This is a genomic window from Duganella flavida (assembly GCF_009857445.1).
GTDB classification, from domain to species: domain Bacteria; phylum Pseudomonadota; class Gammaproteobacteria; order Burkholderiales; family Burkholderiaceae_D; genus Rugamonas; species Rugamonas flavida.
Genome location: NZ_WWCN01000001.1, coordinates 477,697 through 499,902, shown reverse-complemented (window position 1 = coordinate 499,902; position 22,206 = coordinate 477,697). Strand labels below are relative to the sequence as shown.

General features: G+C 63.1%; 20 protein-coding genes. 10 read left to right on the top strand and 10 right to left on the bottom strand.

The window, feature by feature from the left end:
- The first annotated feature begins 15 nt into the window (after positions 1–15).
- The 8 genes from gspL to GTP46_RS02075 are packed head-to-tail and all read left to right on the top strand — an operon-like array spanning position 16 to position 10,323.
- A complete protein-coding gene (gene gspL / locus GTP46_RS02110; protein ID WP_161004958.1) occupies positions 16–1,254 on the top strand; it encodes a type II secretion system protein GspL in 1,239 nt (412 codons plus the stop codon).
- Positions 1,251–1,760 carry a type II secretion system protein M gene (locus GTP46_RS02105; RefSeq protein WP_161004957.1) on the top strand — a complete coding sequence of 170 codons (510 nt, stop codon included), beginning with the start codon at positions 1,251–1,253 and terminating at the stop codon, positions 1,758–1,760. Before gspL ends, GTP46_RS02105 begins: the two co-directional genes overlap by 4 nt.
- On the top strand, positions 1,757–2,530 hold the full coding sequence (locus GTP46_RS02100) for a type II secretion system protein N (RefSeq protein WP_161004956.1): 774 nt from the start codon (positions 1,757–1,759) through the stop codon (positions 2,528–2,530). The genes GTP46_RS02105 and GTP46_RS02100 overlap by 4 nt, the downstream gene beginning before the upstream one ends.
- Before the next feature lie 14 nt (positions 2,531–2,544).
- A complete protein-coding gene (gspD, locus tag GTP46_RS02095; protein ID WP_161004955.1) occupies positions 2,545–4,773 on the top strand; it encodes a type II secretion system secretin GspD in 2,229 nt (742 codons plus the stop codon).
- A 1-nt stretch (position 4,774) separates the two neighbouring features.
- On the top strand, positions 4,775–6,196 hold the full coding sequence (gene gspE / locus GTP46_RS02090) for a type II secretion system ATPase GspE (protein ID WP_161004954.1): 1,422 nt from the start codon (positions 4,775–4,777) through the stop codon (positions 6,194–6,196).
- A gap of 3 nt (positions 6,197–6,199) precedes the next feature.
- A complete protein-coding gene (gspF, locus tag GTP46_RS02085; RefSeq protein ID WP_161004953.1) occupies positions 6,200–7,423 on the top strand; it encodes a type II secretion system inner membrane protein GspF in 1,224 nt (407 codons plus the stop codon).
- Between the two features lie 11 nt (positions 7,424–7,434).
- Positions 7,435–8,073, top strand: coding sequence for a type II secretion system protein N (locus GTP46_RS02080; protein WP_161004952.1), 639 nt, complete (start codon positions 7,435–7,437; stop codon positions 8,071–8,073).
- Between the two features lie 9 nt (positions 8,074–8,082).
- Complete coding sequence (locus tag GTP46_RS02075; protein ID WP_161004951.1) at positions 8,083–10,323, top strand: patatin-like phospholipase family protein; 2,241 nt, start codon at positions 8,083–8,085, stop codon at positions 10,321–10,323.
- Here the strand turns inward: GTP46_RS02075 and GTP46_RS02070 are convergent.
- The gene (locus GTP46_RS02070; RefSeq protein WP_161004950.1) at positions 10,313–11,056 is read right to left on the bottom strand and encodes a helix-turn-helix domain-containing protein; all 744 of its coding nucleotides are present in this window, start codon (positions 11,054–11,056) and stop codon (positions 10,313–10,315) included. The genes GTP46_RS02075 and GTP46_RS02070 overlap by 11 nt on opposite strands.
- Before the next feature lie 134 nt (positions 11,057–11,190).
- Between GTP46_RS02070 and GTP46_RS02065 the strand changes: the two genes are divergently transcribed.
- A complete protein-coding gene (locus GTP46_RS02065; protein ID WP_161004949.1) occupies positions 11,191–11,763 on the top strand; it encodes an outer membrane beta-barrel protein in 573 nt (190 codons plus the stop codon).
- 54 nt (positions 11,764–11,817) lie between these two features.
- Here the strand turns inward: GTP46_RS02065 and hslU are convergent, their stop codons facing one another.
- From hslU to GTP46_RS02025, 8 genes are all read right to left on the bottom strand, one after another.
- Entirely contained in the window at positions 11,818–13,152 is a 1,335-nt protein-coding gene (hslU, locus tag GTP46_RS02060) for an ATP-dependent protease ATPase subunit HslU (RefSeq protein ID WP_161004948.1), read from the bottom strand.
- Positions 13,149–13,691 (bottom strand): ATP-dependent protease subunit HslV, encoded by a 543-nt coding sequence (gene hslV / locus GTP46_RS02055; RefSeq protein ID WP_161004947.1) that lies wholly within the window; start codon positions 13,689–13,691, stop codon positions 13,149–13,151. Before hslV ends, hslU begins: the two co-directional genes overlap by 4 nt.
- Before the next feature lie 69 nt (positions 13,692–13,760).
- Entirely contained in the window at positions 13,761–15,059 is a 1,299-nt protein-coding gene (locus GTP46_RS02050; RefSeq protein ID WP_161004946.1) for an STAS domain-containing protein, read from the bottom strand.
- A 69-nt stretch (positions 15,060–15,128) separates the two neighbouring features.
- The gene (gene dksA / locus GTP46_RS02045; protein ID WP_161004945.1) at positions 15,129–15,575 is read right to left on the bottom strand and encodes an RNA polymerase-binding protein DksA; all 447 of its coding nucleotides are present in this window, start codon (positions 15,573–15,575) and stop codon (positions 15,129–15,131) included.
- 69 nt (positions 15,576–15,644) lie between these two features.
- On the bottom strand, positions 15,645–16,727 hold the full coding sequence (locus GTP46_RS02040) for a CobW family GTP-binding protein (protein ID WP_161004944.1): 1,083 nt from the start codon (positions 16,725–16,727) through the stop codon (positions 15,645–15,647).
- A 49-nt stretch (positions 16,728–16,776) separates the two neighbouring features.
- Positions 16,777–17,712: a tyrosine recombinase XerC gene (locus tag GTP46_RS02035; protein WP_161004943.1), complete on the bottom strand. Its 936-nt coding sequence runs from the start codon at positions 17,710–17,712 to the stop codon at positions 16,777–16,779.
- An 11-nt stretch (positions 17,713–17,723) separates the two neighbouring features.
- The gene (locus GTP46_RS02030; protein ID WP_161004942.1) at positions 17,724–18,392 is read right to left on the bottom strand and encodes a DUF484 family protein; all 669 of its coding nucleotides are present in this window, start codon (positions 18,390–18,392) and stop codon (positions 17,724–17,726) included.
- A gap of 118 nt (positions 18,393–18,510) precedes the next feature.
- Complete coding sequence (locus GTP46_RS02025; RefSeq protein ID WP_161004941.1) at positions 18,511–19,563, bottom strand: porin; 1,053 nt, start codon at positions 19,561–19,563, stop codon at positions 18,511–18,513.
- Between the two features lie 360 nt (positions 19,564–19,923).
- Between GTP46_RS02025 and GTP46_RS02020 the strand changes: the two genes are divergently transcribed.
- Positions 19,924–21,345, top strand: a complete 1,422-nt coding sequence (locus GTP46_RS02020; protein ID WP_161004940.1) for a tetratricopeptide repeat protein — start codon at positions 19,924–19,926, stop codon at positions 21,343–21,345.
- Here the strand turns inward: GTP46_RS02020 and dapF are convergent.
- Positions 21,342–22,205 (bottom strand): diaminopimelate epimerase, encoded by an 864-nt coding sequence (gene dapF / locus GTP46_RS02015; RefSeq protein WP_161004939.1) that lies wholly within the window; start codon positions 22,203–22,205, stop codon positions 21,342–21,344. The genes GTP46_RS02020 and dapF overlap by 4 nt on opposite strands.
- Position 22,206 lies beyond the last annotated feature (1 nt).

Sequence of the window (22,206 nt, the reverse complement as noted above, 5' to 3'; positions counted from 1 at the left end):
CGAAAGCGAGATCCTTTGACGACATTATTTATCCGCTATCCGGCCAAGGCCAGCGTCGACAGCGGCGCGGCCCAGACTTGCCCATTCGCGCTGGTGGGCGACGGCGGCAACCTGCTGCAGCAAGGCGCATCGCCGCTGGGGAATCTGTCCGACATGGTGGCCTCCGCGCGCCGTGTGGTACTGCTGCTGGCCGCCGCCGACGTGACGCTGGTGCGCGTGAAAGCGCCGCCGCTGTCGGCCTCCAAACTCAAGGCCGCGCTGCCTGCGTTGGTGGAAGAACACGTGCTGGGTGACCCGGCCGACTGCGTGCTGGCCGCCACCGTTGAAGACAGCGAAGGCTTGCGTACCGTGGCTGTGGTGCAGCGCGCATGGCTGGAAGTGCTGGTGAAAGCTTTGCTGGCGCAAGGTGCGCACGCCGTGTCGGCGGTGCCATCGCAATTGTGTTTGCCGTTCCAGCCGGGCGCCGTTTCGGCCACGCTGCTGCCGGGCGACGCCGGTTTCGACTTAGTCCTGCGCCATTCGCAGTTTGCCGGCATGGGCCTGACGCTGCCGGCGCAGCCGCAAGCCGCGCTGCACACGCTGCGCGCATTGGCCGGCGACCAGCCGGTCACGCTGTACTTGAACCAGTCGCAGATGGCGCAGTTTTCGCCGCTGGCCGCTGAAGTACCGCACCTGACGCTGGAGCAGGACCACTGGGAACACTGGGTAGCATCTTCGCGCAGTGCCGGTGTGGATCTGGCGCCGGCCTTGGGTACCAGCGGCGCCTCGGCGCGCGCATGGCAGCGCTGGCGCTGGCCGTTGCGTATCGCTGTGCTGGCGCTGCTGGTCAACGTGGTGGGCCTCAACATCGAATGGCTGCGCCTCAAGGGCGAAGCCAAGGTAGTGAGCCAGTCGATGGTGCAAACCTTTAAATCGGTGTATCCGAAAGAGCCGCTGATCACTGAACCGATCGGACAAATGGGCCGCAATATCCGCCTCGCCAAAGCTAATAGTGGCCAAACGGGCGCCGACGAATTCGTGACGCTGAGCGCAGGCTTTGGCGAAGCACTCAGCGTGCTGCCGCGGCGCGACATCATCGCCACGCTGGAATACAAGGATCACGCGCTGGTGGTCAAGGTCAAGCCGAATACGGTGGATGCGGCGCAGGTAGCGCAGCTGCGTTCCGCGCTGGCCGGCCGCAAGCTGGATATGCAGGAGCCGAATCCAGGTAGCTGGAAGATCGTTCCGGCCCCTGTCGCTGGAGGAAAGTCATGAGCAAGCCAAATCCAATGCAAGACCTGCGCGCGCGCGCCGACGCTTTCTGGCAAGTGCGCACCGAGCAGGAACGCAAGCTGCTGCGCATCGGCGGCATCGTGGTGGGACTGGGACTGTTTTACGGCCTGCTGGTCGATCCGGCATTGAGCGGCCGCGCCGCGCTGCATAAATCGCTGCCGGAACTGCACCAGCAAGCCGCCGAAATGCAATCGATGGCGCGCGAAGCGCAGGCGCTGCAAAGCCAGAACACCATCGCGCCGACGCCGATGACACGCGAGAATCTCAACGCCGGGTTGTCTGCACGCGGCCTGAATCCGCAATCGCTGAACGTCACCGGCGAATACGCCAAGCTGCAATTCACCGGCGCGCAGTACGCCGGCGTGGTGGCGTGGCTGGATGCGATCCGTATCGAAAGCCGCATCACTGTGGTGGATGCCAGCTTTACCGCGCAAGACGCGCCGGGCGTGGTCAACGCCAGCCTGACGTTGCGCCAGGGAGCCCGATGAAGCGCGCCATGCTATGGTTGCTGACCGTGGCGCTAACCGTGGTCATTACGCTGGCGGTGTTTTTCCCGGCTGCGTGGCTCGGTTCCATCGTTGAGCAGCGCACCGGCGGCCGTTTGACGCTGGGGGACGCGCAAGGTACGCTGTGGCGCGGTTCGGCGTTTATCGGCGGCGCGGCGGGCAATAACAGCCCGGTCACGCCGCTGCTGCCGGGACGCTTCAGCTGGAAGATTTCGCCGCTGGCGCTGGTCGGCATGGTCGACCTGCAGCTGGAGAATCCGGAAGCGCTGGCGCAGCCGGTGACCTTCCGCGGCAGCTGGTCGCATTGGCAACTGAGTCCGTCGGCATTGCTGCTGCCAGCGGAAGGCCTGGCCGGTTTGGGCGCGCCGCTCAATACGCTGGCGCCGAGCGGCACCATGCGCTTGTCGTGGACCGGTTTGGAGCTGACGCTGGTCAATCGCCAGGTCAGCGTCGAAGGCCGCACCACGCTGGAGATGAGCGACATGGCGTCGCGCCTGTCGTCGATCCGCCCGCTGGGCAGTTACGCCATGGCGCTGGACTGGCACGGCCAGCAGGCGCAGTTGAACCTGAGTTCCGTCAAAGGGCCGCTGCTGCTCAGCGGCCAGGGAAGTTTGAACAACGGCCGCTTGCAGTTTTCCGGGCAGGCCGAGGCAGCACAAGGATACGAGGAGACGTTGGCCAATCTATTGAATTTGCTGGGCCAGCGCAAGCCAGGTAGTGACCGCAATGTCATCGCATTAGAGTTTCATTGAGATAAAGCCCGACCATGAAAAAACAGTCCGTTAGCAAATCCCTTCCTGCGCTGCGCCGCCTGAGCGCGGGTGCGATGCTGTGCTGTGCGATCAGCGCTGCGCCGACCGCCGCGCTGTTGCTGCCTGCGCTGGCGCACGCCGCTGCCGATGACGCCGCGCTGAATTTCGTCGGCGCCGATATCGAGTCGGTGATCAAGGCCGTCGGCCACTACACCAACATCACCTTTGTGATCGACCCGCGCGTGAAAGGCACGCTGACCGTGGTGTCGGAAAAGCCAGTCACCAAGTCGCAGGCCTTCAGTCTCCTGACCTCCGCACTGCGCCTGCAAGGCTACGCGGTGGTGAGCGGCGACGGTTTTGCCAAGGTAGTGCCGGAAGCGGATGCGAAACTGCAGGCCGGTCCAACGCAAGTCGACGGCGCGCAGGCCAAGGGCGACCAGATCGTCAGCCAGATCTTCCGTCTGAATTATGAATCGGCGGCCAACGTGGTGACGGTTCTGCGTCCTTTGATCTCGCCGAATAACACCATCAACGCCAACCCGGGCAACAACAGCGTGGTGGTCACGGATTATGCGGACAACGTCAAGCGCCTGGCCAAGATCGTCGCCGCGCTGGATGCGCCGGCGGTGTCGGACCTCGACGTGATTCCGGTGCGCTACGCTATCGCCAGCGACCTGGCGACCATGATGAACAAGCTGCTGGACAACGCTGGCGGCGCCGGTGCCGGTGCGTCCGAAGGCAAGACCACCGTGCTGGCCGACCCGCGCACCAATTCACTGATCCTGCGCGCACCGTCGGTGGCACGTGCCAACCTGGCCAAGTCGCTGATCGCCAAACTCGATCAGCCGACGCAGGAACTGGGCAATGTGCACGTGGTTTATCTGAAGAACGCGGAAGCGACCAAGCTGGCGCAGACCCTGCGCGCGGTGGTGTCGGGCGAGGTATCGCAGCAGAATAGCAGCGGTGGCGCCAACACCCAGGGCGGCAACAACAGCGGCGGCTTTGGCAGCAATAACAGCAGCAATAGCAGCGGCAGTAGCAGCAGCTCATTCGGCAGCGGTAGCGGCGGCACCGGTCCAAGCAATCCGCTGCTGAGCGGCTCGAACAGCGGCCAGCAGCAGAATAGCGGCGCCAGCTCGGCAGGTTTCATCCAGGCCGACGCCAGCACCAATACCCTGATCATCACCGCGCCGGAATCGGTGTACCGCAACCTGCGCGCCGTGATCGACCAGCTGGACGTGCGCCGCGCGCAGGTCTACATCGAATCGCTGATCGTCGAAGTTACTTCCGACAAGGCTTCCGAATTCGGCGTGCAGTGGGTCGGCGCCACCGGCAATTCGAATAGCACCTACCGCGTGGGTGGCCTGCAATCGTTCACCACCAGCGGCTCTGACAGCTCGCTGGTGTCGATCTACGCCAATAAAGGTTCGACCATTCCAAACAACGGCCTGTCGATCGGTGTCTTCAAACAGATCGGCGGCGCGCTGGGACTGGGCGCGCTGGCGCACTCGCTGGAATCGGACGGCAACGCCAATATCCTGTCGACGCCGAACATGGTCACGCTGGATAACGAACTGGCTACCATCCGCGTCGGTCAGAACGTGCCTATCCTGACTGGCCAGTACACCACCACCTCCGGCACCAACAGCAATCCATTCCAGACCATCGACCGCAAGGACGTGGGCCTGACGCTGAAAGTACGCCCGCAGATTTCGGAAGGCGGCACCATTAAGATGGCGATTTATCACGAGACGTCGAGCGTGGATAAGTCGACTCTGACCGCTGCATCCGGCATCACGCTGAATAACCGCGTGATCGAAAATAACGTGATCGCCGACGATGGCCAGATCATCGTGCTGGGCGGCCTGATTGAAGACACGGAAGGCGACGGCACTGACAAGGTGCGCGGCCTCGGTGATATTCCAGTGCTGGGTAATCTGTTCAAATCGCAGTCGCGCACTCGCAAGAAAACCAACCTGATGGTGTTCCTGCGCCCTGTGGTCATCCGCAGCAAAGAGCAGAGCACCAGCCTGGCCACCGACCGTTACGACTACATGCGCAGCCAGCAGGAAGCCATCAAGCCGCCGGAGAGCATTCTGGTGGAAGACCTTGGCCAGCCGGTGCTGCCTAAGCTGCAGAACGGCGCGCCGGTGAGCGGCGGTGCAGTTGCCGCGCCGGTGCCTGCCGCGCCGTTCCCGATGCGTGTGCCGGGTGCCGCTGAAAACATCAAGCCACAGCAGTGATATGAGCAATCTTCTCCCATACGCCTTCGCCCGCGATTTCGTGGTGCTGGCCCAGTACAGCGAGGATGTCGAAAACACCGTCGATGTGCTGATGTGCGGCGCCACCGCGCCGGCAGCCATCGCTGAAGTGTCGCGCCGTTTCGGCCGCATCCAGTTGAAGCACATGACGCGCGCCGATCTGGAAACCGCTATCGCCAGCGCCTACGCCAGCTCGGGCGGCAATGCCTCGATGGTGGCGGAAGAATTTGACGCCGATCTGGATCTGACCAAGTTGCTGCAAGACGTGCCGGCGATTGAGGACCTGCTGGAATCGTCCGACGATGCGCCGGTGATCCGCATGATCAACGCGCTGCTGACGCAGGCGCTGCGCGACGGCGCCTCCGATATTCACATCGAACCGTTTGAGCAAACTTCGGTGGTGCGTTTCCGTGTCGACGGCACGCTGCGCGATATTGTCCGTCCGCGCAAGGCGATCCACGGTTCGCTGATTTCGCGTATCAAGATCATGGCGCAGCTAGACATCGCCGAGAAACGCCTGCCGCAGGACGGCCGCATCACGCTGCGCATCGGCGGCAAGCCGGTCGACGTGCGTGTCTCCACGCTGCCGACCGGTCACGGCGAACGCGCCGTACTGCGTTTGCTGGACAAGGAAGCGGGCCGCCTCGATTTGAATCACCTCGGCATGAGCGAGACCATGCTGCCGAAGTTTGATTCGCTGATCAACCAGCCGCACGGCATCGTGCTGGTGACCGGTCCTACCGGCTCCGGTAAAACCACCACGCTGTATGCCGCGCTGTCGCTGCTGAACGCCACCACCACCAACATCATGACGGTGGAAGACCCGATTGAATACGACCTGCCGGGCGTGGGCCAGACCCAAGTCAACCCGCGCATCGACATGACCTTCGCCAAAGCCTTGCGCGCCATCCTGCGCCAGGATCCGGACGTGATCATGATTGGTGAGATCCGCGACCTGGAAACGGCGCAGATTGCGGTGCAGGCGTCGCTGACCGGCCACTTGGTGTTGGCCACGCTGCACACCAACGACGCCGCCGCTGCGGTGACCCGTTTGCTGGACATGGGCATCGAACCATTCCTGCTGTCGTCCACTTTGCTGGGCGTGCTGGCGCAGCGCCTGGTGCGCAAGCTGTGCCCGAGCTGCAAAACCTACGACGGCAAGTTGTGGCACGCAGTCGGCTGCGAGCATTGCGGCCACACCGGCTATCAAGGCCGCGTGGGTGTCTACGAATTTTTGGAGACCACGGAGCAGATCCGCGCGCAAATCCACAACCGCGCTTCGGAAGCGGAAATCAAGGCTGTTGCTGTCGGCGACGGCATGCAGACCATGCGCGACGACGGCGAGCGTTGGCTGGCCAGCGGCACTACCACGCAGGCCGAGTTGATGCGCGTAACGAAGGATTAAGGCATGCCCGCATTCCGTTATGAAGCCGTCGATGCCGGCGGCGCCACCAAGAAAGGCGTCCTCAATTCGGACAGCGCCCGTTCGGCGCGTTCCGAGTTGCGCACGCAGGGACTGATACCGCTCAAGGTCGACCTGATCGCCGCGCAGGTGGATGCTGCCGGCGTGGCCAAGAGCCGTGGTGGCTTCGGTGAGCGTTTGAGCTCGACCGAGCTGGCGCTGTTCACGCGCCAGCTGGCCAGTTTGCTGGAAGCTGGCCTGCCACTGGAGCAGGCCTTTACCGCTTTGCTGGAACAAGCAGAACGCCCCTACCTGCGCGACTTGATCGCGTCGGTGCGTTCGGAAGTGATAGGCGGCGACTCGCTGTCCGCTGTGCTGGGCCGCCATCCGCGCGACTTCGCCGAAATCTACCGCGCACTGGTGGCCTCCGGTGAGCAGATCGGCCAGTTGTCGCGCGTGCTGTCGCGCCTTGCCGATTACATCGAGCGCCGCAATGCGCTGGTGCAGAAGGTGCGGCTGGCATTCACCTATCCGGCCATCGTGACGGTGGTGGCATTTTCCATCGTGATCTTCCTGCTGACGTATGTGGTGCCGCAGATCGTTTCGGTGTTCGCCAATACCAAACAGAAGCTGCCGTTCCTGACCGTCGTGATGCTGGCGGTGTCGGACTTCGTGCGCAGCTACGGCATCGTGGTCGGCATCCTGTTGGTTGGCGCGTGGTTTATGTGGCGGCGCGCGTTACAAAACACGGCGCTGAAACGGCGCTGGCATACGTGGCTGCTGACCGCACCGCTGTACGGAAAATTTGAACGCAGCCTGAATACGGCGCGTTTCGCCAGCACGCTGGCGATTACCACCGGCTCCGGCGTGCCGATCTTGCGCGCACTGGAAACCAGCCGCGATACGCTCAACAACCTCGCCATGCAGGAACTGGTGGAAGAGGCCAGCGACGCCGTGCGCGAAGGCGTGAGCCTGGCGCGCGCGCTGTCGGCACAGAAGCACTTTCCGCCGATGCTGGTGCACATGATACGCGCCGGTGAAATCACTGGCGAACTGCCGGCCATGCTGGACCGCGCCGCCGCCGCGCAGGAAGCCGATCTGGAACGCCGCACCCTGACTATCGCAGGCCTGCTGGAACCGGCGCTGATCCTGGCGATGGGCGTGGTGGTGCTGCTGATTGTGCTGGCGGTGCTGATGCCTATTATCGAAATCAATCAGCTGGTACGCTGATAAAGGACACCATGAAGCGTTTGCCCTTAATCGTAACTGTTCTCGCCGTGGTGCTGCTGTCCGCATCGCTGGCTTACTGGGGACTGCAGTTGTTCAAACCGCAGCAGCGCGCGATTGCCGCGCCGCCGCCAGCGCCGCCACTGGGTATCAACCTCGATGCGGCCAAAGGCCTGTTCGGCGGCCAAGTGAGCGTGGTCGCGGTCAGCAATTACCAGCTGAAAGGCGTGGTTGCTGCGCGCGGTGAGGACAGCGCGGCCATTATCTCGGTCGATAACAAACCGGCGGTGGCGCTGGCGGTCGGCAAGGAAGTGGTGCCTGGTGTGATCGTCAAAGAGGTGTATCCGAAGTATGTGGTGCTGTCCGAGGGCGGCGTGATGAAACGCATCGAGTTGCCGAGCGACGCAGGCGTGTCCAGCGGTCCAGCCACGCTGCCGGGCCAAATGGGCCCATTGCCTGCGACCGTGCCGCAGCCCGTGGTGCAGCCGCCGCAGCAAGCGGCGCCGATCTCGCCATCGTTCCCGGCGCCGTCTTCAATCCAGCAGACGCCGGGCCAGCCGCCCGTCATGCCGCAGCAGAATGCACAATCCGCGCCACAGCGTGGTATCGCGCCAATGGGCATACCGCCCATCCCCAGCAACGATCGCCAGTAGGTAGAACGCATGACTTACTTCCGTACCTTGGCCGCAGCTTTATGCTGCGGCTTTTTCTTGTCTACCGCGTTGGCGGCGCAGCAGCCTGGCGCCACCTCGGTCGCGCCGGATGCGACCATCAAGCCGCGTCCGAAAATTGCACTGGTGCTGTCGGGCGGCGGCGCGCGCGGCTTCGCCCACATTGGCGTGCTGCGCGCCTTGCAGGAATTGCGTATCCCGGTCGACATCGTGGTCGGCACCAGTATGGGCAGTGTGGTGGGCGGCGCGTATGCGGCCGGCAGTTCGGTCGATCAGCTGGAGCAGCTGGTGCGGCGCACCGACTGGAATGCCGTGGTGGCGGACCGCCCGCCGCGCGATGAACTGTTCTATCGCCGCCGCGAGGAAGATTTGCTGCTACCGTCGCGGATTGAATTCGGCGCGCATCTGGATGGCGTGTCGCTACCGCCTGCCGCCGCCGGCAACGAGGCGCTGGAACTGGCGCTGACGCGCGTGCTGCCGCCCGGCGCGCGCGACAAGCCGGCCAATCTCTTGCAGCTGCCGTTCCGTTCCATCGCTTCCGATCTGGTGACCGGTGAACTGGTGGAACTCAACGACACGCCGCTATTCCTCGCCATGCGCGCATCGCTGGCGGTGCCTGGCGTGTTTGCGCCGGTGCGCGTCAATCAGCGTTTGCTGGTGGACGGCGGTTTGGTGCGCAATTTGCCGGTTGATGTGGCGCGCGAGATGGGTGCTGACATCATCATCGCAGTCAACGTCGGCACGCCGCTGGCGCAGGAGAAGGAGTTGGTCAGCGCGGTCAGCGTAGCGCAGCAGATGCTGCAAATCCTGACCGAGCAAAACGTCCAGCGTTCGCTGAAAGAGTTAAAGCCAAACGACGTACTGCTGCAACCAGACCTTGGCGGCATTGGCTTCCTTGATTTTGCACGTCACGACCGCGCCATGAAAGAAGGCGAGGCGGCGGTGCGCGCCATGAGCGCCAAACTGGTGGCGCTGGCGCTGCCGGAAGCGCAGTATGCGGCGTATGAGCTGAAGCGTTCTTCAGCGCCGATAGCGATCGACCAGCCGGTGCAGCTGGCCAAGCTGGAAGTGGCGCCGAGTGGCCGCATCAATCCCAAGGAGCTGGAAGTGCAGACCGGCTTGAAGCTGGGACAGCAAGTGACCAGCGAGCAGGCCACGCTGGCCGGCAATCTGCTTTTCGGGCGCGGCGACTTGTCGCGCGTGGAGACCGAAGTGCGCGACGATGAAAGTGGCCGCAGCGTGCTGATTAAACCGACCGAAGCCGAGTGGGCGCATAGCCGTTTGCGCGTGGGCCTGGAGTTGAACAGTGACTTCAGCGACAACAGCGCCTTCCAGCTGAAGGCCATGCACGTGCTGTCGTCGCTCAACGACTGGGGCGCCGAGTTGCGCACGGTGGCCAGCGTCGGCACCACACGCGTCCTCGGCACGCAGTTCTGGCAGCCGCTGGGCGCTGGCTCGCAATGGTACGCGGCACCGGCGCTGGAATATACATCGGGTGCAACCGATGTGTTTAACGCCACCGGCTTCCGCCAGGCCCGTTATGCCTACGCATACACCGGCGCTTCGGTAGCGCTGGGGCGGCAGCTGGGACGCTGGGGCGATTTGCGCTACACGGTGTCGCGCCAGGTCGGCGACGCGCACTGGTCGATTCCGGAAGACCTGACCAAGCAGCGCGTATCGCAGACGGTGCAGGCGCTGGCCTTCAACGTCGATACGCTGGACTCGATCGCCTTCCCGACGCGCGGCACCTTGTTTAGCCTGGATTGGCAGCGTGCGCTGAACAAGAACCGCAGCGAGACTTCTTCAGTACCGGCGCAGCAGCAGGTGAAAGCCATGGAAGCCTTCCACACCGGGCGCTGGGCCGGCCATGTCTACACAGAGTGGGCGCGCAGCCAGGGCGGGGCGGAGAGCAACAATCTGGGCGGCTTCCTGCGCTTATCGGGCACCACACCGGATTCAGTGGTGGGCACCAGCACCTTGCTGGGACGGGTGGTGATGGCGCGCAGCATCGGCGCCATGCCGGCCGCGCTGGGCGGCGATGTGCGGCTGGGCTTCTCCCTGGAAGCAGGCGGCGCCTACAGCCCGAGCGACCCGCTGCGCTGGGGCTCGCTGAAACAAGCAGCCAGCGGCTTCTTCGCCGTCGACACGCGCTTCGGCCCACTGTACTTCGGCGCGGGCACCACCAAAGCCGGCAAGAGCAGCGCCTACCTGTTCCTCGGCCCTATTTGGTAGGGCTGCGGCGCAGCGCGGTAAAGGCGGCGAATTCCCAGGAGCGGAAGCCGATCAGCAGGGTGAAGCCGTCGCGCTCTTGTGGTGCCAGGCGGCGGTCGCCCTGGTGCAGGCGGGCCAGTTCGCCGGACAGTTGCTGGATGCGCCCGACCAGTTCCTGCGCACTGGGCGCGGACAGGCGCGCGGGCAGGCACAGCAGGGTTTCGCCAGCGCCGTCGAAGCTGCCGCCGAAGTAATCGTCCACCACATGGTCGCGGAAGAATTGCTGCACCGGGCCGTCTGGCAGCCAGCGGAAGGCGTTGGAGACGCGCAGGCGGTAGCGGTTCAGCGGCTTCAGTTCGATCAAGCCCAACCGGTCCAGCTCGGCCAGCAGCATGATGCATTCCGGCTCGGTCAGCTCGTAGGTTTCCAGCACTTGCTCCAGCGTCCAGTGGCCGAGGCAGCTGATTGCCATCAGCAGCAGCTTGGGATTGGCCAGCAGCGACTTTTCCTGCGTCAGCGTGAGGCGGTCCGCCTGCGGCGTGGCGTCGGCCGCGCCGCGCAGCACATCCTCCATCGGCACCCCCGCCGCCTTGCAGATTTGCGCCAGCCGCGACAGTGACATGTCCTGTTGCCCGAACATGCGCTTGACGCTGGACTCGCTCATCGCAATCCGTTCCGCCAGCATTTTGTAGGTCACGCCTGCGGCCCGCATCTGGGTCCGCAACACTTGCAGCAGCAATTCCGGTGAGCTCATATTGCGCCTTATTAAAAAGATAAAAGTATCGTAACACGATACTCTCTGTCGTGGAAACCTGGCTTTGGAATAATTGGGTAGTACATCCAACCGAAGTGGGGGATACTCATTCCGTTACCACGAACGGAGTAAAGATGTTGAACAAGATGAAGGCGTTGTGCGCCATGATGATCGCCGCAGCCTGCGGCAGTGTGTTCGGCGCCGACCAGTCGCCGGCCTATGTGGGCGCCGACGTCGGCACGCAATTCAGCAACAACAGCAGCCTGGTGCGCGCCTACGCCGGCTACAACTTCGGCAGCAATACGCTGTTCGGCCTGCCGCAAACGCATGCGTTGGAGTTGATGGTGTTCACGCTGGGGACGGAGACCAAGCTGGTCCGGATGAATGACTTTGGTTACTACGGCGGCGACGCGGTGCGCGCCAGCGGCGTGGGCCTGAACTGGACCACCGCGCTCAAGCTGGATGACAATTGGTCGCTGACCAGCCGGCTGGGCGCCAACTACGCTCGGGCCACCACCAGCTTCCGCTATGCCGCCCAGAGCCACCCCTACGATCACCCCGGCCTGACGGCAGGCGTGGGTGTGGCCTACAAGCTGAATCCGAATGTGTCGCTGACGGTCGACGTGAGCTATATGCCGATCAAGCTGAACCCATACGAAAAGAACACCAAGCCGACGCTGGGCACCGGCTTGCGTTACAACTTTTAACCGGAGAGCGGGCGCCACGACCGGCGCCCGCCGAAGGTTTTTTACAGCTCGCGGTTACAGCACGTAGCGTGACAGGTCTTCGTTGACCGCCAGCGCATCCAGGCGTGTATTCACATAGGCGGCATCGATCACGATGGTCTTGCCGCTTTCCTCGCTGGCCGTGAAGGACAGCTCTTCCAGCAGCTTCTCCATCACCGTGTACAAACGGCGGGCGCCGATGTTTTCAGTGCGTTCGTTGACCGAGTAGGCGATCTCCGCCAGGCGGTTGATGCCTTCCGGCGCAAATTCGATCTTCACATCCTCGGTCGACAGCAAGGCTTCGTACTGCTTGGTCAGGCAAGCGTCAGTGCTGGTCAGGATGCGTTCGAAATCGGCGATCGACAACGACTCCAGTTCGACGCGGATCGGGAAGCGGCCCTGCAGCTCGGGAATCAGGTCCGACGGCTTGGCCAGGTGGAACGCGCCCGAGGCAATGAACAGGATGTGGTCAGTCTTGATCATGCCGTACTTGGTGTTGACGGTGGTACCTTCCACCAGCGGCAGCAGGTCGCGCTGCACGCCGGCGCGCGAGACGTCGGCGCCGCCCACTTCCGAACGCGAGGCGATCTTGTCGATCTCGTCAAGGAACACAATGCCGTTCTGTTCAACGTTCTGGATGGCCTTCTGCTTCATCTCATCTTCGTTGACCAGCTTGGCGGCTTCTTCCTCCACCAGGAACTTCATGGCTTCCTTGATCTTGACCTTGCGCGCCTTCTTGCGCTGTGAGCCGATGCCGGAGAACATGGACTTGATCTGCTCGGTCATTTCTTCCATGCCGGGCGGCGCCATGATTTCCATTTGCGGACCAGCTTCGGCCAGTTCGATTTCGATTTCCTTGTCGTCCAACTCGCCTTGGCGCAGGCGCTTGCGGAAGGTCTGGCGGGTAGCGTCATCCTTCGGCGCTTCCGAGCCCGACGGCGTGAAGCCGAAATCGCGCGCCGGTGGCAGCAGGATATCGAGCACGCGGTCTTCGGCGGCTTCTTCGGCGCGGGTGCGTACCTTGGCCATTTCGGCCTGGCGGGTCTGCTTGACGCCGATATCAACCAGGTCGCGGATGATGGTGTCCACATCGCGGCCGACATAGCCGACTTCGGTGAACTTGGTGGCTTCAATCTTGATGAACGGCGCACCAGCCAGCTTGGCCAGACGGCGCGCGATCTCGGTCTTGCCGACACCGGTTGGCCCGATCATCAGGATGTTCTTCGGCGTGATTTCATGGCGCAGCGGTTCTTCCACCTGCTGGCGGCGCCAGCGGTTGCGCAGCGCGATGGCGACCGCCTTCTTGGCCTTGCCCTGGCCAACCACGTGCTTGTCGAGTTCACCGACGATTTCTTGTGGGGTCATATTCATGCTGGATCCAGTGTCTCAATGATGTGGTTCATATTGGTGTAGATGCACAGCTCCCCGGCAATGGTCAGCGATTTTTTGACCACCTCCGACGGCGACAGTTCCGTGTTCTCTACCAGCGCCTTGGCGGCCGACTGGGCGTAGCTGCCGCCCGAGCCGATGGCGCCGACGCCGTCTTCTGGCTCCAGCACGTCGCCGTTGCCGGTGATCACCAGCGTGGACTCGGCATCCGCCACCAGCAGCATCGCTTCCAGGCGGCGCAGCACGCGGTCGGTGCGCCAGTCCTTGGCCAGTTCGACCGAAGCGCGCAGCAGGTTGCCCTGGTGTTTTTCCAGCTTGCCTTCGAAGCGGTCGAGCAGGGTAAAGGCGTCGGCGGTGCCGCCGGCGAAACCGACCAGGACTTTGCCCTGGTAGACCTTGCGCACCTTGCGGGCCGTGCCCTTCATGACGATATTGCCCAGCGTTACCTGGCCGTCGCCGCCCAGCGCGACTTGCTTGCCGCGGCGCACGCACAGGATGGTGGTGCCGTGAAATTGTTCCATAGTGACCTCAAAGTAATGATGCAGACTGCCTCAAGACTGAAAAGTGGGGCTGGAAACTAAAAATGCAAGTCAGTACTTGTGGGGATAGATTCTTGCCAGGTTGGCGTAGCCCAGCAATCGCAGCAGCGCGGTGACCAGATGATTGACGTCGCGGAAGGCAATCTTGCGGCCCTCTGTGCCGGCGGCCAGTTCCTGCAATGCAGAGTGTAGCTGAATGGCGCAAGCATAGTCGATGCGCGTCAGGCGCGAGCAGTCGAACACCAGCGCTGGATACTGCCCAGCATACTGCTGGATGGCCGGCAGTAAAGCGCCAAGTTGATGTTCTATGATCGGCGGCAACATGAAGCGGTCGGGCGCGGCTGGCAGGTGTTGCGCCGGTGCCATGGCCACCTTGTGCGGCGGCGTGAACGAGGGCGGCGACACTTCAAACGTCACGCAGTAATCCATGCTGAGCTGCTCGAATTCCTTCTCGCGGTTTTGCAGCTGCAGCAGTTCCAGCAACAGCAGCCAGACCGCCTCGCCCTCGTCGCGGCGGCCGATGGTCAGGCTGCTGCGGATTTGCGCCGTCAGCGCGGCGGCGCCCACCAGGATCAGCTCGCGCTGCTGTTGTTGCAGCTGGCGCAGCGTGTCCAGCAGCAGCACCGCACCGTCGGCGCTCACCGCCGCCACCCGGGTGAATTCCAGCCGCAGCACGGGATTGTCGCCGGCCAGCTGGCGCAGGCGCTCCAGCTGCGGCGCGATGTGCGGGCCCAGCACGCCGCTGAAGGATTCGGTCGGAGTCAGGCCGGCCCAGCTCGATGTGGCGGCCGAGGGCGCGTGCCATGGCGGCGGCGAGGTTTCGAACGTGCTGGCGTAGTCGATCGACAGGTTGTCGAAAGCGTCCTGCTGGCCGCTGACTTGATACAAGTCGAACAGCATCCACCAGGCGCTGCGGTCGCCGTTGCTACCGCTGGTAGCGGCGACGGCCTCGGCCAGCATCTGCTGCGCCACCGCGCTTTGGCCATTGGCGTACAGGATGGCGATTTCTTCCACTGCCGGGGCGTTGTCGTCGGCGCTGGCCAGCGGCAGCGCTTCGTCGGCCAGCAGCAGGGTGGTGGCGATGTCGCCGAGGTCATCGTCATTGCCGGCTTCTCGCTGCGGGCGCGGCGGCCGCTGGCTGCCCCAGGCTGGTTCCGGCAAATTGAAAATGTCAGCCGCCATGGCCGATTCGATGGCGTCTATTTTCATCGCCGTGGCACGGGCGATCTCGCGTTGGCGCGCGGCCTGGCTCTGGCGCTCGGCTTCGCTATTGGCGGCCAGCCGCGCCTGCTCATCGTCGGTGAGCGGCGGCAGCGTGTCGGCTTTCTTGAAGATAGAAAACAATCCCATAGCAGCATAGTGTAGCCGTAAAAAAAGCACGCGGGGTCAGGCGCGTGCTTTTTTGTGGAACCGGCGGGATTAGTCGCCGTACAGCTTTTGCTTCAGTTCGCGGCGCTGCTGGGCTTCCAGCGACAGGGTCGCGGTCGGACGGGCGATCAGGCGTGGAATGCCGATCGGCTCGCCGGTTTCTTCGCACCAGCCGTAGTCGTTGTTGTCGATTGCCACGATCGACTGCTGAACTTTTTTCAGCAGCTTGCGCTCGCGGTCACGGGTGCGCAGTTCCAGCGCGTGCTCTTCTTCGATGGTGGCGCGGTCGGCCGGATCCGGCACCAGCACGGTTTCGCGCAGGTGTTCGGTGGTTTCGCCGGCGTTTTTCAGCAGCTCTTTTTCCAGCAACTGCAGCTTCGCCTTGAAGAAAGCCATCTGTGCAGGATTCATGTAATCCTTGTCGTCCATCTTCAGAATTTCTTCTTCGGTCAGGATGCGCTCAGCGGCTGCGGGGGTCGATTTATTAGTTTTGGTCATAACTTCGCTTACCTTCGATACGACAGAGTGGGAACATTAATCAGCCCGGATTTGTAAAACCCGGATAGTTTATACCAGACATTGTTCTAAACCGCTAATAAAGATGTCTTTGGGCAGATTTTTGCCAATAAATACCATTTTGCTGCCACGAACGTCGTTTTCTCCCCATTTGGCGCCGAGGTCGCTGCCCATGATCTGGTGCACACCCTGGAATACTACCTTGCGATCAGCGTCCTGCATGAACAATACGCCTTTGTAGCGCAGCATGCGAGGACCGTAGACATTGACCAGGCCGCCGAGGAACTCGTCCAGCTTGGCGGTGTCGAACGGGCGGTTGCTCTTGAACACAAAGGCGGCGATGTCGTCGCTGTGGTGGCCGTGGTGGTGGTCGTGATGGTCGCAGTGCTCACCATGCTCATGTTCGTGGTCATGCTGGTGATGGTGCTCGTGGCCGCAGTGCTCGTCATGCACATGGCCTTCCTCGTGCGTCTGCTCGGTCAGCAGGAAGTCTGGATCGAGCTCCAGCTTGTCGTTGAGGTTGAAGCCTTTCAGGTCCAGCACTTCGCTGATCGGGGCACGGCCGAAATCGGATTTGCTGATCGGTGCGCGCGGGTTGATGCGGCTCAGGCGGGCGGTCAGCACGGCCAGTTGTTCCGGCGTCACCAGGTCGGTCTTGGACAGCAGCAGCTTGTCGGCGAAACCGACCTGGCGCTGGGCTTCCTCGTTCTGGTCCAGCTGGTCCATGGCGTGGCGGGCATCGACTACGGTAACCACGGCGTCAAGCATGTAGTGAGTGCCCACTTCCTCGTCGACGAAGAAGGTCTGCGCCACCGGGCCTGGATTGGCCAGACCGGTGGTTTCGATCACCACGCGGTCGAACTGGATTTCGCCGGCTTCGCGCTTTTGCGCCAGGTTGCCCAGCGCTACGATCAAATCGCCACGCACGGTGCAGCAGATGCAGCCGTTGTTCATTTCCACGATTTGCTCGCCGGTGTCCTGCACCAGGATTTCATTGTCGATATTTTCCTGGCCGAATTCGTTTTCGATCACAGCAATGCGCATGCCGTGATCTTCCTGCAGGATGCGGTTGAGCAGGGTGGTCTTGCCGGCGCCGAGGAAGCCGGTGAGGATGGTGGTGGGAATCATGGCCATGTGGTTCTTTTCAAAATGCGTGAATACAAGCGGCTGATTATGCCGGAATTTACTTTAGTTTAGCGCGTGGATGGGCTTTGTCGTAGACCTCGGCCAAGTGCTGGAAGTCCAGCGCGGTGTAGACCTGCGTCGAGCTGATGCTGGAATGGCCCAGCATTTCCTGCACCGCCCGTAAATCGCCCGAGGATTGCAGCACGTGCGAGGCAAACGAGTGGCGCAGCATGTGCGGATGCACGTGCACCGGCGCGCCATTGGCCACGCCGTGGGTCTGCAGCCGCTGCTGGATCACGCGCGGCGACACGCGGGTCCCGCGCGCGCTCAGGAACAGGGCGTTGCTGCCGTCGGCCGGCGCCGGGCGCACCGCCAGCCAGGCTTGCAGGGCTTCCAGTGCGGCCGTGCCGACTGGCACCGTGCGGCGTTTGTTGCCTTTGCCGGTCACCGTGACTTCGTGGTTGCCGGCTTCCACCCAGCCGAGGCTGTCCTTGGCCGGCGTGACATCGAGACCGGCCAGTTCCGATACCCGCAAGCCGCTCGAATACAGCAGCTCGAACATGGCGCGGTTGCACAGCTCGGCCGGTTCGGGCGAGTTGCCGGCGCTGGGACGGGACGGTGCGACCAGTTGCACGGCGTCGTCCACCGACAGCGCGCGCGGCAAGGTCTTGGCGCGCTTGGGCGCACGCACGCCTTGTACCGGGTTGGCCGCCAGCGGCGTCTGCTCGCTGAGCCAGTTGAAAAAGCCGCGCCAGCTGGACAGCTTGCGGGCAATCGAACGGGGATCGAGTTCTTGCGCGTGCAGCTTGGCGGTCAGGCGGCGGATGGCGTGCTGGTCGATGCTGACCCAGTCGACCGCGCCGGACAGCGTCGCAAGCGCCTGCAAATCACGCGCGTAGGCTGCGGTGGTGTGCGCCGACAGCTGGCGCACGCCTTTCAGGTGGGCCAGGTAAGCGTCGATCCAGGCCAGCTTGCTGTCTGGAGCGTCGCTCATGGTGTCAGGCCTCAGGCCAGCAGCCAGGCCAGCGCGGTGCTGGAGGTTTCGCCGATGTGGACCAGGAAGTCGGTGGCCATCAGCGAGGTGAAGCGGTTGGCGTCTTGCGAGCCCATGATCAGCAGGCCGAAGGCTTGCTTGTCGCCCGCCTTGCGCAGCGGGATGATGACGGTCGACACCACGGCCGACGGATCGTCCAGCCAGCGCACCGCTTCGAAGTCCTTGTTGGCGCCGCAGTACGGGGCCAGCAGGCTATTGGCGAAGATGCGCGCATCTTCCGACACGCCTTTGACGAACCATTCATCCTGGTAGTCAGGCGCGGTGTTCCAGATGCGCAGCGTGGCTTGCGGCACGTCGAACGCGGTTTTCAGGCCGCCGGCGACGGCGTGCGGCATCGAGCCGATGTCTTCCGATTGCAGCAGGACCTGGGTCCAGCGGTGGAACTTGTTGGCGATGGCTTCGTTTTCCGAGGCCAGGCGCATCAGGTTGCTCATGCGCAGTTCCAGCGTTTTGTATTTGTCGCGCAACACTTCCATCTGGCGTTCTTGCAGCGAGACGGCGCGGCCGGTCAGGGGACTGGACAGTTTGATTTCCCCCAGCAAGTCAGCATGCTCTTCAAAGAACTGCGGATTGTCGGTCAGGAATTGTGCGACGAGTGTGGAATCCAGAGGAGCGGTCATCGAGGTACTTTAGCTATGGCAGGGTTGGTGTGCAATTCTAAACGAAAAAAAACGGGCATGGTGGACCCATGCCCGTCATTCCCCAACTCACGCTGGCAGTTCTTGCCGACTGCGCCGTTTAGAAGTTGTGGTGAATCCCCACGCTGTAGTAATTGAAGGTGGCGGCAGGCGTAATTTTCTTGCGCACGCCGTCCACGTACAGGTAGGTGCGCGGCGACAGGTTGTAGTCGTAGCCGAGCGAGAATTGCTTGGTCTTGGCAATGGTAGCCAGGTTCAGTACATTGTCCGGCGTTTTCTGGCCGAAGCCGGCGCGGATCATGCCCAGGCCAACGTTGTAGTTGGCGCCGATCAGCCATGCCTTGGTGATCGGATTGATCGGCACGCTGTAGTCCTGGTCCTGGCGCTGGTAGGAGCCCATCAGTTTCAGGTCGGGAATCGGCTTGAAGTAGGCACCGATCGACCACAGCTTGGTCGACACGCCATTGCGCTCATAGGCGGCGTAGGCCGAGACCGGGCCCTGGCCGATGGTGGCGCTGACCGAGTACGGGTTCACCGGCGCCATCGAGTTGGCCGGGAATTGCGGCGCGGCGGCGGTGCCGCGGCCGATGATCAGCGGGTTGTTGTTGGCTTCCTTGGTGGCCACCGTGACGTTCAGCTGGAAGATGCCGCCGATGACAGGCGTGTTGTAGAACACGGCGTTGGAGAAGCGGTTCAGCGAGTTACCGGCCACGCTCAGCGGGTCGGAGGTGTAGCCGGCCACTTGCAGGTCGGTCTGGTAGCCGGCCACGGCGGGCATGCCCGACCACGGTTCGTAGAAGGTGCTGGTTTCCTGGAAGGCGGTCAGGCCACGGCCCAGGCGGACGGTGCCGAAGTCACCCTGCAGGCCCACCCGGCTCTGGCCCTGGAACAGCGGGCGCACGGTATTTTCGATCACGCCGGTGTCCGGCTCGTAGCGGATTTCCAGTTGGAACAGGGCTTTCAGGCCGCTGCCCAGGTCTTCCACGCCACGGAAGCCCAGTTTGTTGTTGTCGCGTTTACCGACAGCGGTCACATCGGTATCCGTGCGCCGTGAAACACCCGCATCCACCGTGCCATAAATGGTCACGGACGATTGCGCCTGGACGACGGAAACTGCGCCCATGAGTGCCAGAGCCAACAAAGATTTCTTCATTTGTTATTCCTTTATAAGTGTATTTCTCATCCCCGCCGCTGCGTGACCGCCGGTTGCTAGAACCTTAATTGCTCGTCGGTTCAATTGCGCTGGAATGGTCGATTGTGACCTTGTGTTTTGGTCGAAAGCCGCAGAACCCCGGCTTCTTGTTGTATTTTTGAAACGCTTGTCAGGCGCGTTATATCTGCCGGTTTCAGCATGAATTGCTTTCATCCGGGCACTAAAACAGCTCTAGCGTACAGGCGAGGGAGGGGGGCAGCGCTTGTGCCAGATCAAAGCGGCGTGCATATATGTCTAGGGTGTGGCGCAGATGGCACGCTACACTAGAATACAAACAGGTCCGCACATAACACAGAGACGATGGCTAATCGAGAAGAGTTAGGGATCATACGGGGCGCCCGCGCGGGAGACGCGGACTGCCAGCTGGCGCTGGGCAAGTTGTACTTGTTCGGCGGTGCTGGCTTGCCGCGCAATATGCCGACCGCGCTGCACTGGCTCAGCCGTGCCGCCCAGCAAGAGCTGGACGAAGCCTGGCGCCTGATCGGCAGTCACATCCCCTCGGAAATTGCCCAATACAGCTTGCCGGACGTGCTGCGCTGGTATGAACGCGCCCATGACGCCGGCATCGAAGAAGCCGGGATGGTGCTGGCGCAACTGGCGCTGGAGCCGTCGTTGCCGGTAGCGCAGTCGGCGTCCGCGCCACGCAGCGCGCGGCCTGCGGCGCGGCCACTGCCGCAGCCGCTGCGGCATGCCGACAATCTCATTCCTACGCATGAATATGCACGGCTGGAACAGCTGTGGCAGCAGGATCACGCCGTCTTTCTGGCGCAAACCCGTCCGGCGCTGCGCCACCTGCTCGCCGCAGCGCCGGCCGACGCCGAAGCGGCGCGTCTCGGAGACTGGCTTCCCGGTCCGTCGCAATTGCTGTTGCTGGCGCGCTGCGCCGAGCTGCTGGCGCCATCCGATACCGACGCTGATTTGCAACAATGCCGCGAACTGGCGGCCTACGGTGGCGACCGCAACGCCCAGCTGGCGCTGGGCTTGTGGTTTGCGCGCATGGATGGCGACGGCAAGCGCCAGAGTGTGGGCATCGCCGCCGTCAACTTCAAGCGCGCCATCCGCTGGCTGACGCTGGCCGGCGAGCAGGGGCTGGCCGAAGCGTGGTTTGCGCTGTCGCGGATTTATTTGAAACCGGAGTTTTCGCAGCGCTGCGTGGCTGAGGCGCAAAGCTACCTGGACCGCGCGGCCGAGATGGGCCACTGCGGCGCCCAGCTGGAATGCGGCATGTACGCCTGGCGCAACCGCCGCACCGACGAGCACAGCGACGTGCGCGCCGCCTACTGGCTGCAAAAGGCGGCGGCGCAAGGCTGCGATGACGCGGAAGCGGCGCTGGCGCGGGTGGCGGCCGAGCCCAAGGAAGCCGGCTGGATTGCCAGCATCGTCGCTTGCCTGACGCGGGAATTATTGGAAAGCCAGCCCTTGCTGGCGGCGCGGCTGGAGCTGGCCGCGCTGTTCGGCCTGAGCCGGGCGGAAGCCTTGCTGCTGGATGTGAAAGCGGCCGATCAAGGCCATTGCCTGGTGGTGGATATCCGCGCCAGCTACGGCCGCAGCAAGCGCCGGCTGGTGCTGCTGCGCACGGCGCGCGAGCGGCAGGCGCTGGACCGCATCGTGCGGCTGTTTGAATCGATAGACAGCGGCCCCGATGGGCTGGAAGGCAATTATCGCCAGCGCCTCTACCGGCTCAAGACCTGGTTGCCGGACGAGCTGCTGGCTGCTGCTTAAATCTCCATCTCGCCTTCAAATACCGTCACTGCCGGGCCGGTCAGCAAGACTGGCTGGCCTTCGCCTTCCCACGTAATCGACAGCTGGCCGCCGCGCGCATCGACGCGCACCGGGCTGTCCAGCAAGCCGCGGCGGATGCCGGCCACGGCGGCCGCGCAAGCGCCGGTGCCGCACGCCAGCGTTTCGCCGACGCCGCGCTCGAACACGCGCAGCTTCACGTGCTGGCGGTTGAGGACTTGCATGAAGCCGGCGTTGACGCGGTTCGGGAAGCGCGCGTGATGCTCGATCAGCGGCCCGGTCAGCTCAACCGGCGCGGTCTCGACATCATCCACCACCTGCACCGCATGTGGGTTGCCCATCGACACGGCCGACACCAGCACGCTCTCGCGCGCGCCGCCCAGTTCCAGCACCAGCGGCCACAGCGTGTCGCGGCCTTGCTGCTCGCCGTGCAAGCCTTCCGCATCGAACGGCACGCGGCCCGGTTCCAGGATGGGGGCGCCCATATCGACCGTGATGCTGCCGTTAGCTTCCAGGCGCGGCGCAATCACGCCGGCCTTGGTTTGCACGGTAATGCTGCGCTTTTCGGTCAGGCCTTTCTCAGAAACGAATTTCACGAACGCACGCGAACCGTTGCCGCACTGTTCCACTTCGCCGCCGTCGGCGTTGAAGATGCGATAGCGGAAATCGCAGCCTTCTTCGGTAGGCTTTTCCACCAGCAGGATCTGGTCGGCGCCAACGCCGAAGCGGCGGTCGCCCAGCAGCTTCCACTGCGCTGGCGTGAAGTCGATGTGCTGGTTGACGCCGTCGATCACAACGAAGTCATTGCCGGCGCCGTGCATTTTGGTGAATTTCAGTTTCATG

Bases quoted from the DNA above. Each gene is read 5' to 3' on its own strand.
- GTP46_RS02105 (WP_161004957.1), top strand. From the start codon at position 1,251: ATGAGCAAGCCAAATCCAATGCAAGACCTGCGCGCGCGCGCCGACGCT.
- GTP46_RS02100 (WP_161004956.1), top strand. From the start codon at position 1,757: ATGAAGCGCGCCATGCTATGGTTGCTGACCGTGGCGCTAACCGTGGTC.
- gspD (WP_161004955.1), top strand. From the start codon at position 2,545: ATGAAAAAACAGTCCGTTAGCAAATCCCTTCCTGCGCTGCGCCGCCTG.
- gspE (WP_161004954.1), top strand. From the start codon at position 4,775: ATGAGCAATCTTCTCCCATACGCCTTCGCCCGCGATTTCGTGGTGCTG.
- gspF (WP_161004953.1), top strand. From the start codon at position 6,200: ATGCCCGCATTCCGTTATGAAGCCGTCGATGCCGGCGGCGCCACCAAG.
- GTP46_RS02080 (WP_161004952.1), top strand. From the start codon at position 7,435: ATGAAGCGTTTGCCCTTAATCGTAACTGTTCTCGCCGTGGTGCTGCTG.
- GTP46_RS02075 (WP_161004951.1), top strand. From the start codon at position 8,083: ATGACTTACTTCCGTACCTTGGCCGCAGCTTTATGCTGCGGCTTTTTC.
- GTP46_RS02070 (WP_161004950.1), bottom strand. From the start codon at position 11,056: ATGAGCTCACCGGAATTGCTGCTGCAAGTGTTGCGGACCCAGATGCGG.
- GTP46_RS02065 (WP_161004949.1), top strand. From the start codon at position 11,191: ATGTTGAACAAGATGAAGGCGTTGTGCGCCATGATGATCGCCGCAGCC.
- hslU (WP_161004948.1), bottom strand. From the start codon at position 13,152: ATGAATATGACCCCACAAGAAATCGTCGGTGAACTCGACAAGCACGTG.
- hslV (WP_161004947.1), bottom strand. From the start codon at position 13,691: ATGGAACAATTTCACGGCACCACCATCCTGTGCGTGCGCCGCGGCAAG.
- GTP46_RS02050 (WP_161004946.1), bottom strand. From the start codon at position 15,059: ATGGGATTGTTTTCTATCTTCAAGAAAGCCGACACGCTGCCGCCGCTC.
- dksA (WP_161004945.1), bottom strand. From the start codon at position 15,575: ATGACCAAAACTAATAAATCGACCCCCGCAGCCGCTGAGCGCATCCTG.
- GTP46_RS02040 (WP_161004944.1), bottom strand. From the start codon at position 16,727: ATGGCCATGATTCCCACCACCATCCTCACCGGCTTCCTCGGCGCCGGC.
- GTP46_RS02035 (WP_161004943.1), bottom strand. From the start codon at position 17,712: ATGAGCGACGCTCCAGACAGCAAGCTGGCCTGGATCGACGCTTACCTG.
- GTP46_RS02030 (WP_161004942.1), bottom strand. From the start codon at position 18,392: ATGACCGCTCCTCTGGATTCCACACTCGTCGCACAATTCCTGACCGAC.
- GTP46_RS02025 (WP_161004941.1), bottom strand. From the start codon at position 19,563: ATGAAGAAATCTTTGTTGGCTCTGGCACTCATGGGCGCAGTTTCCGTC.
- GTP46_RS02020 (WP_161004940.1), top strand. From the start codon at position 19,924: ATGGCTAATCGAGAAGAGTTAGGGATCATACGGGGCGCCCGCGCGGGA.
- dapF (WP_161004939.1), bottom strand. From the start codon at position 22,205: ATGAAACTGAAATTCACCAAAATGCACGGCGCCGGCAATGACTTCGTT.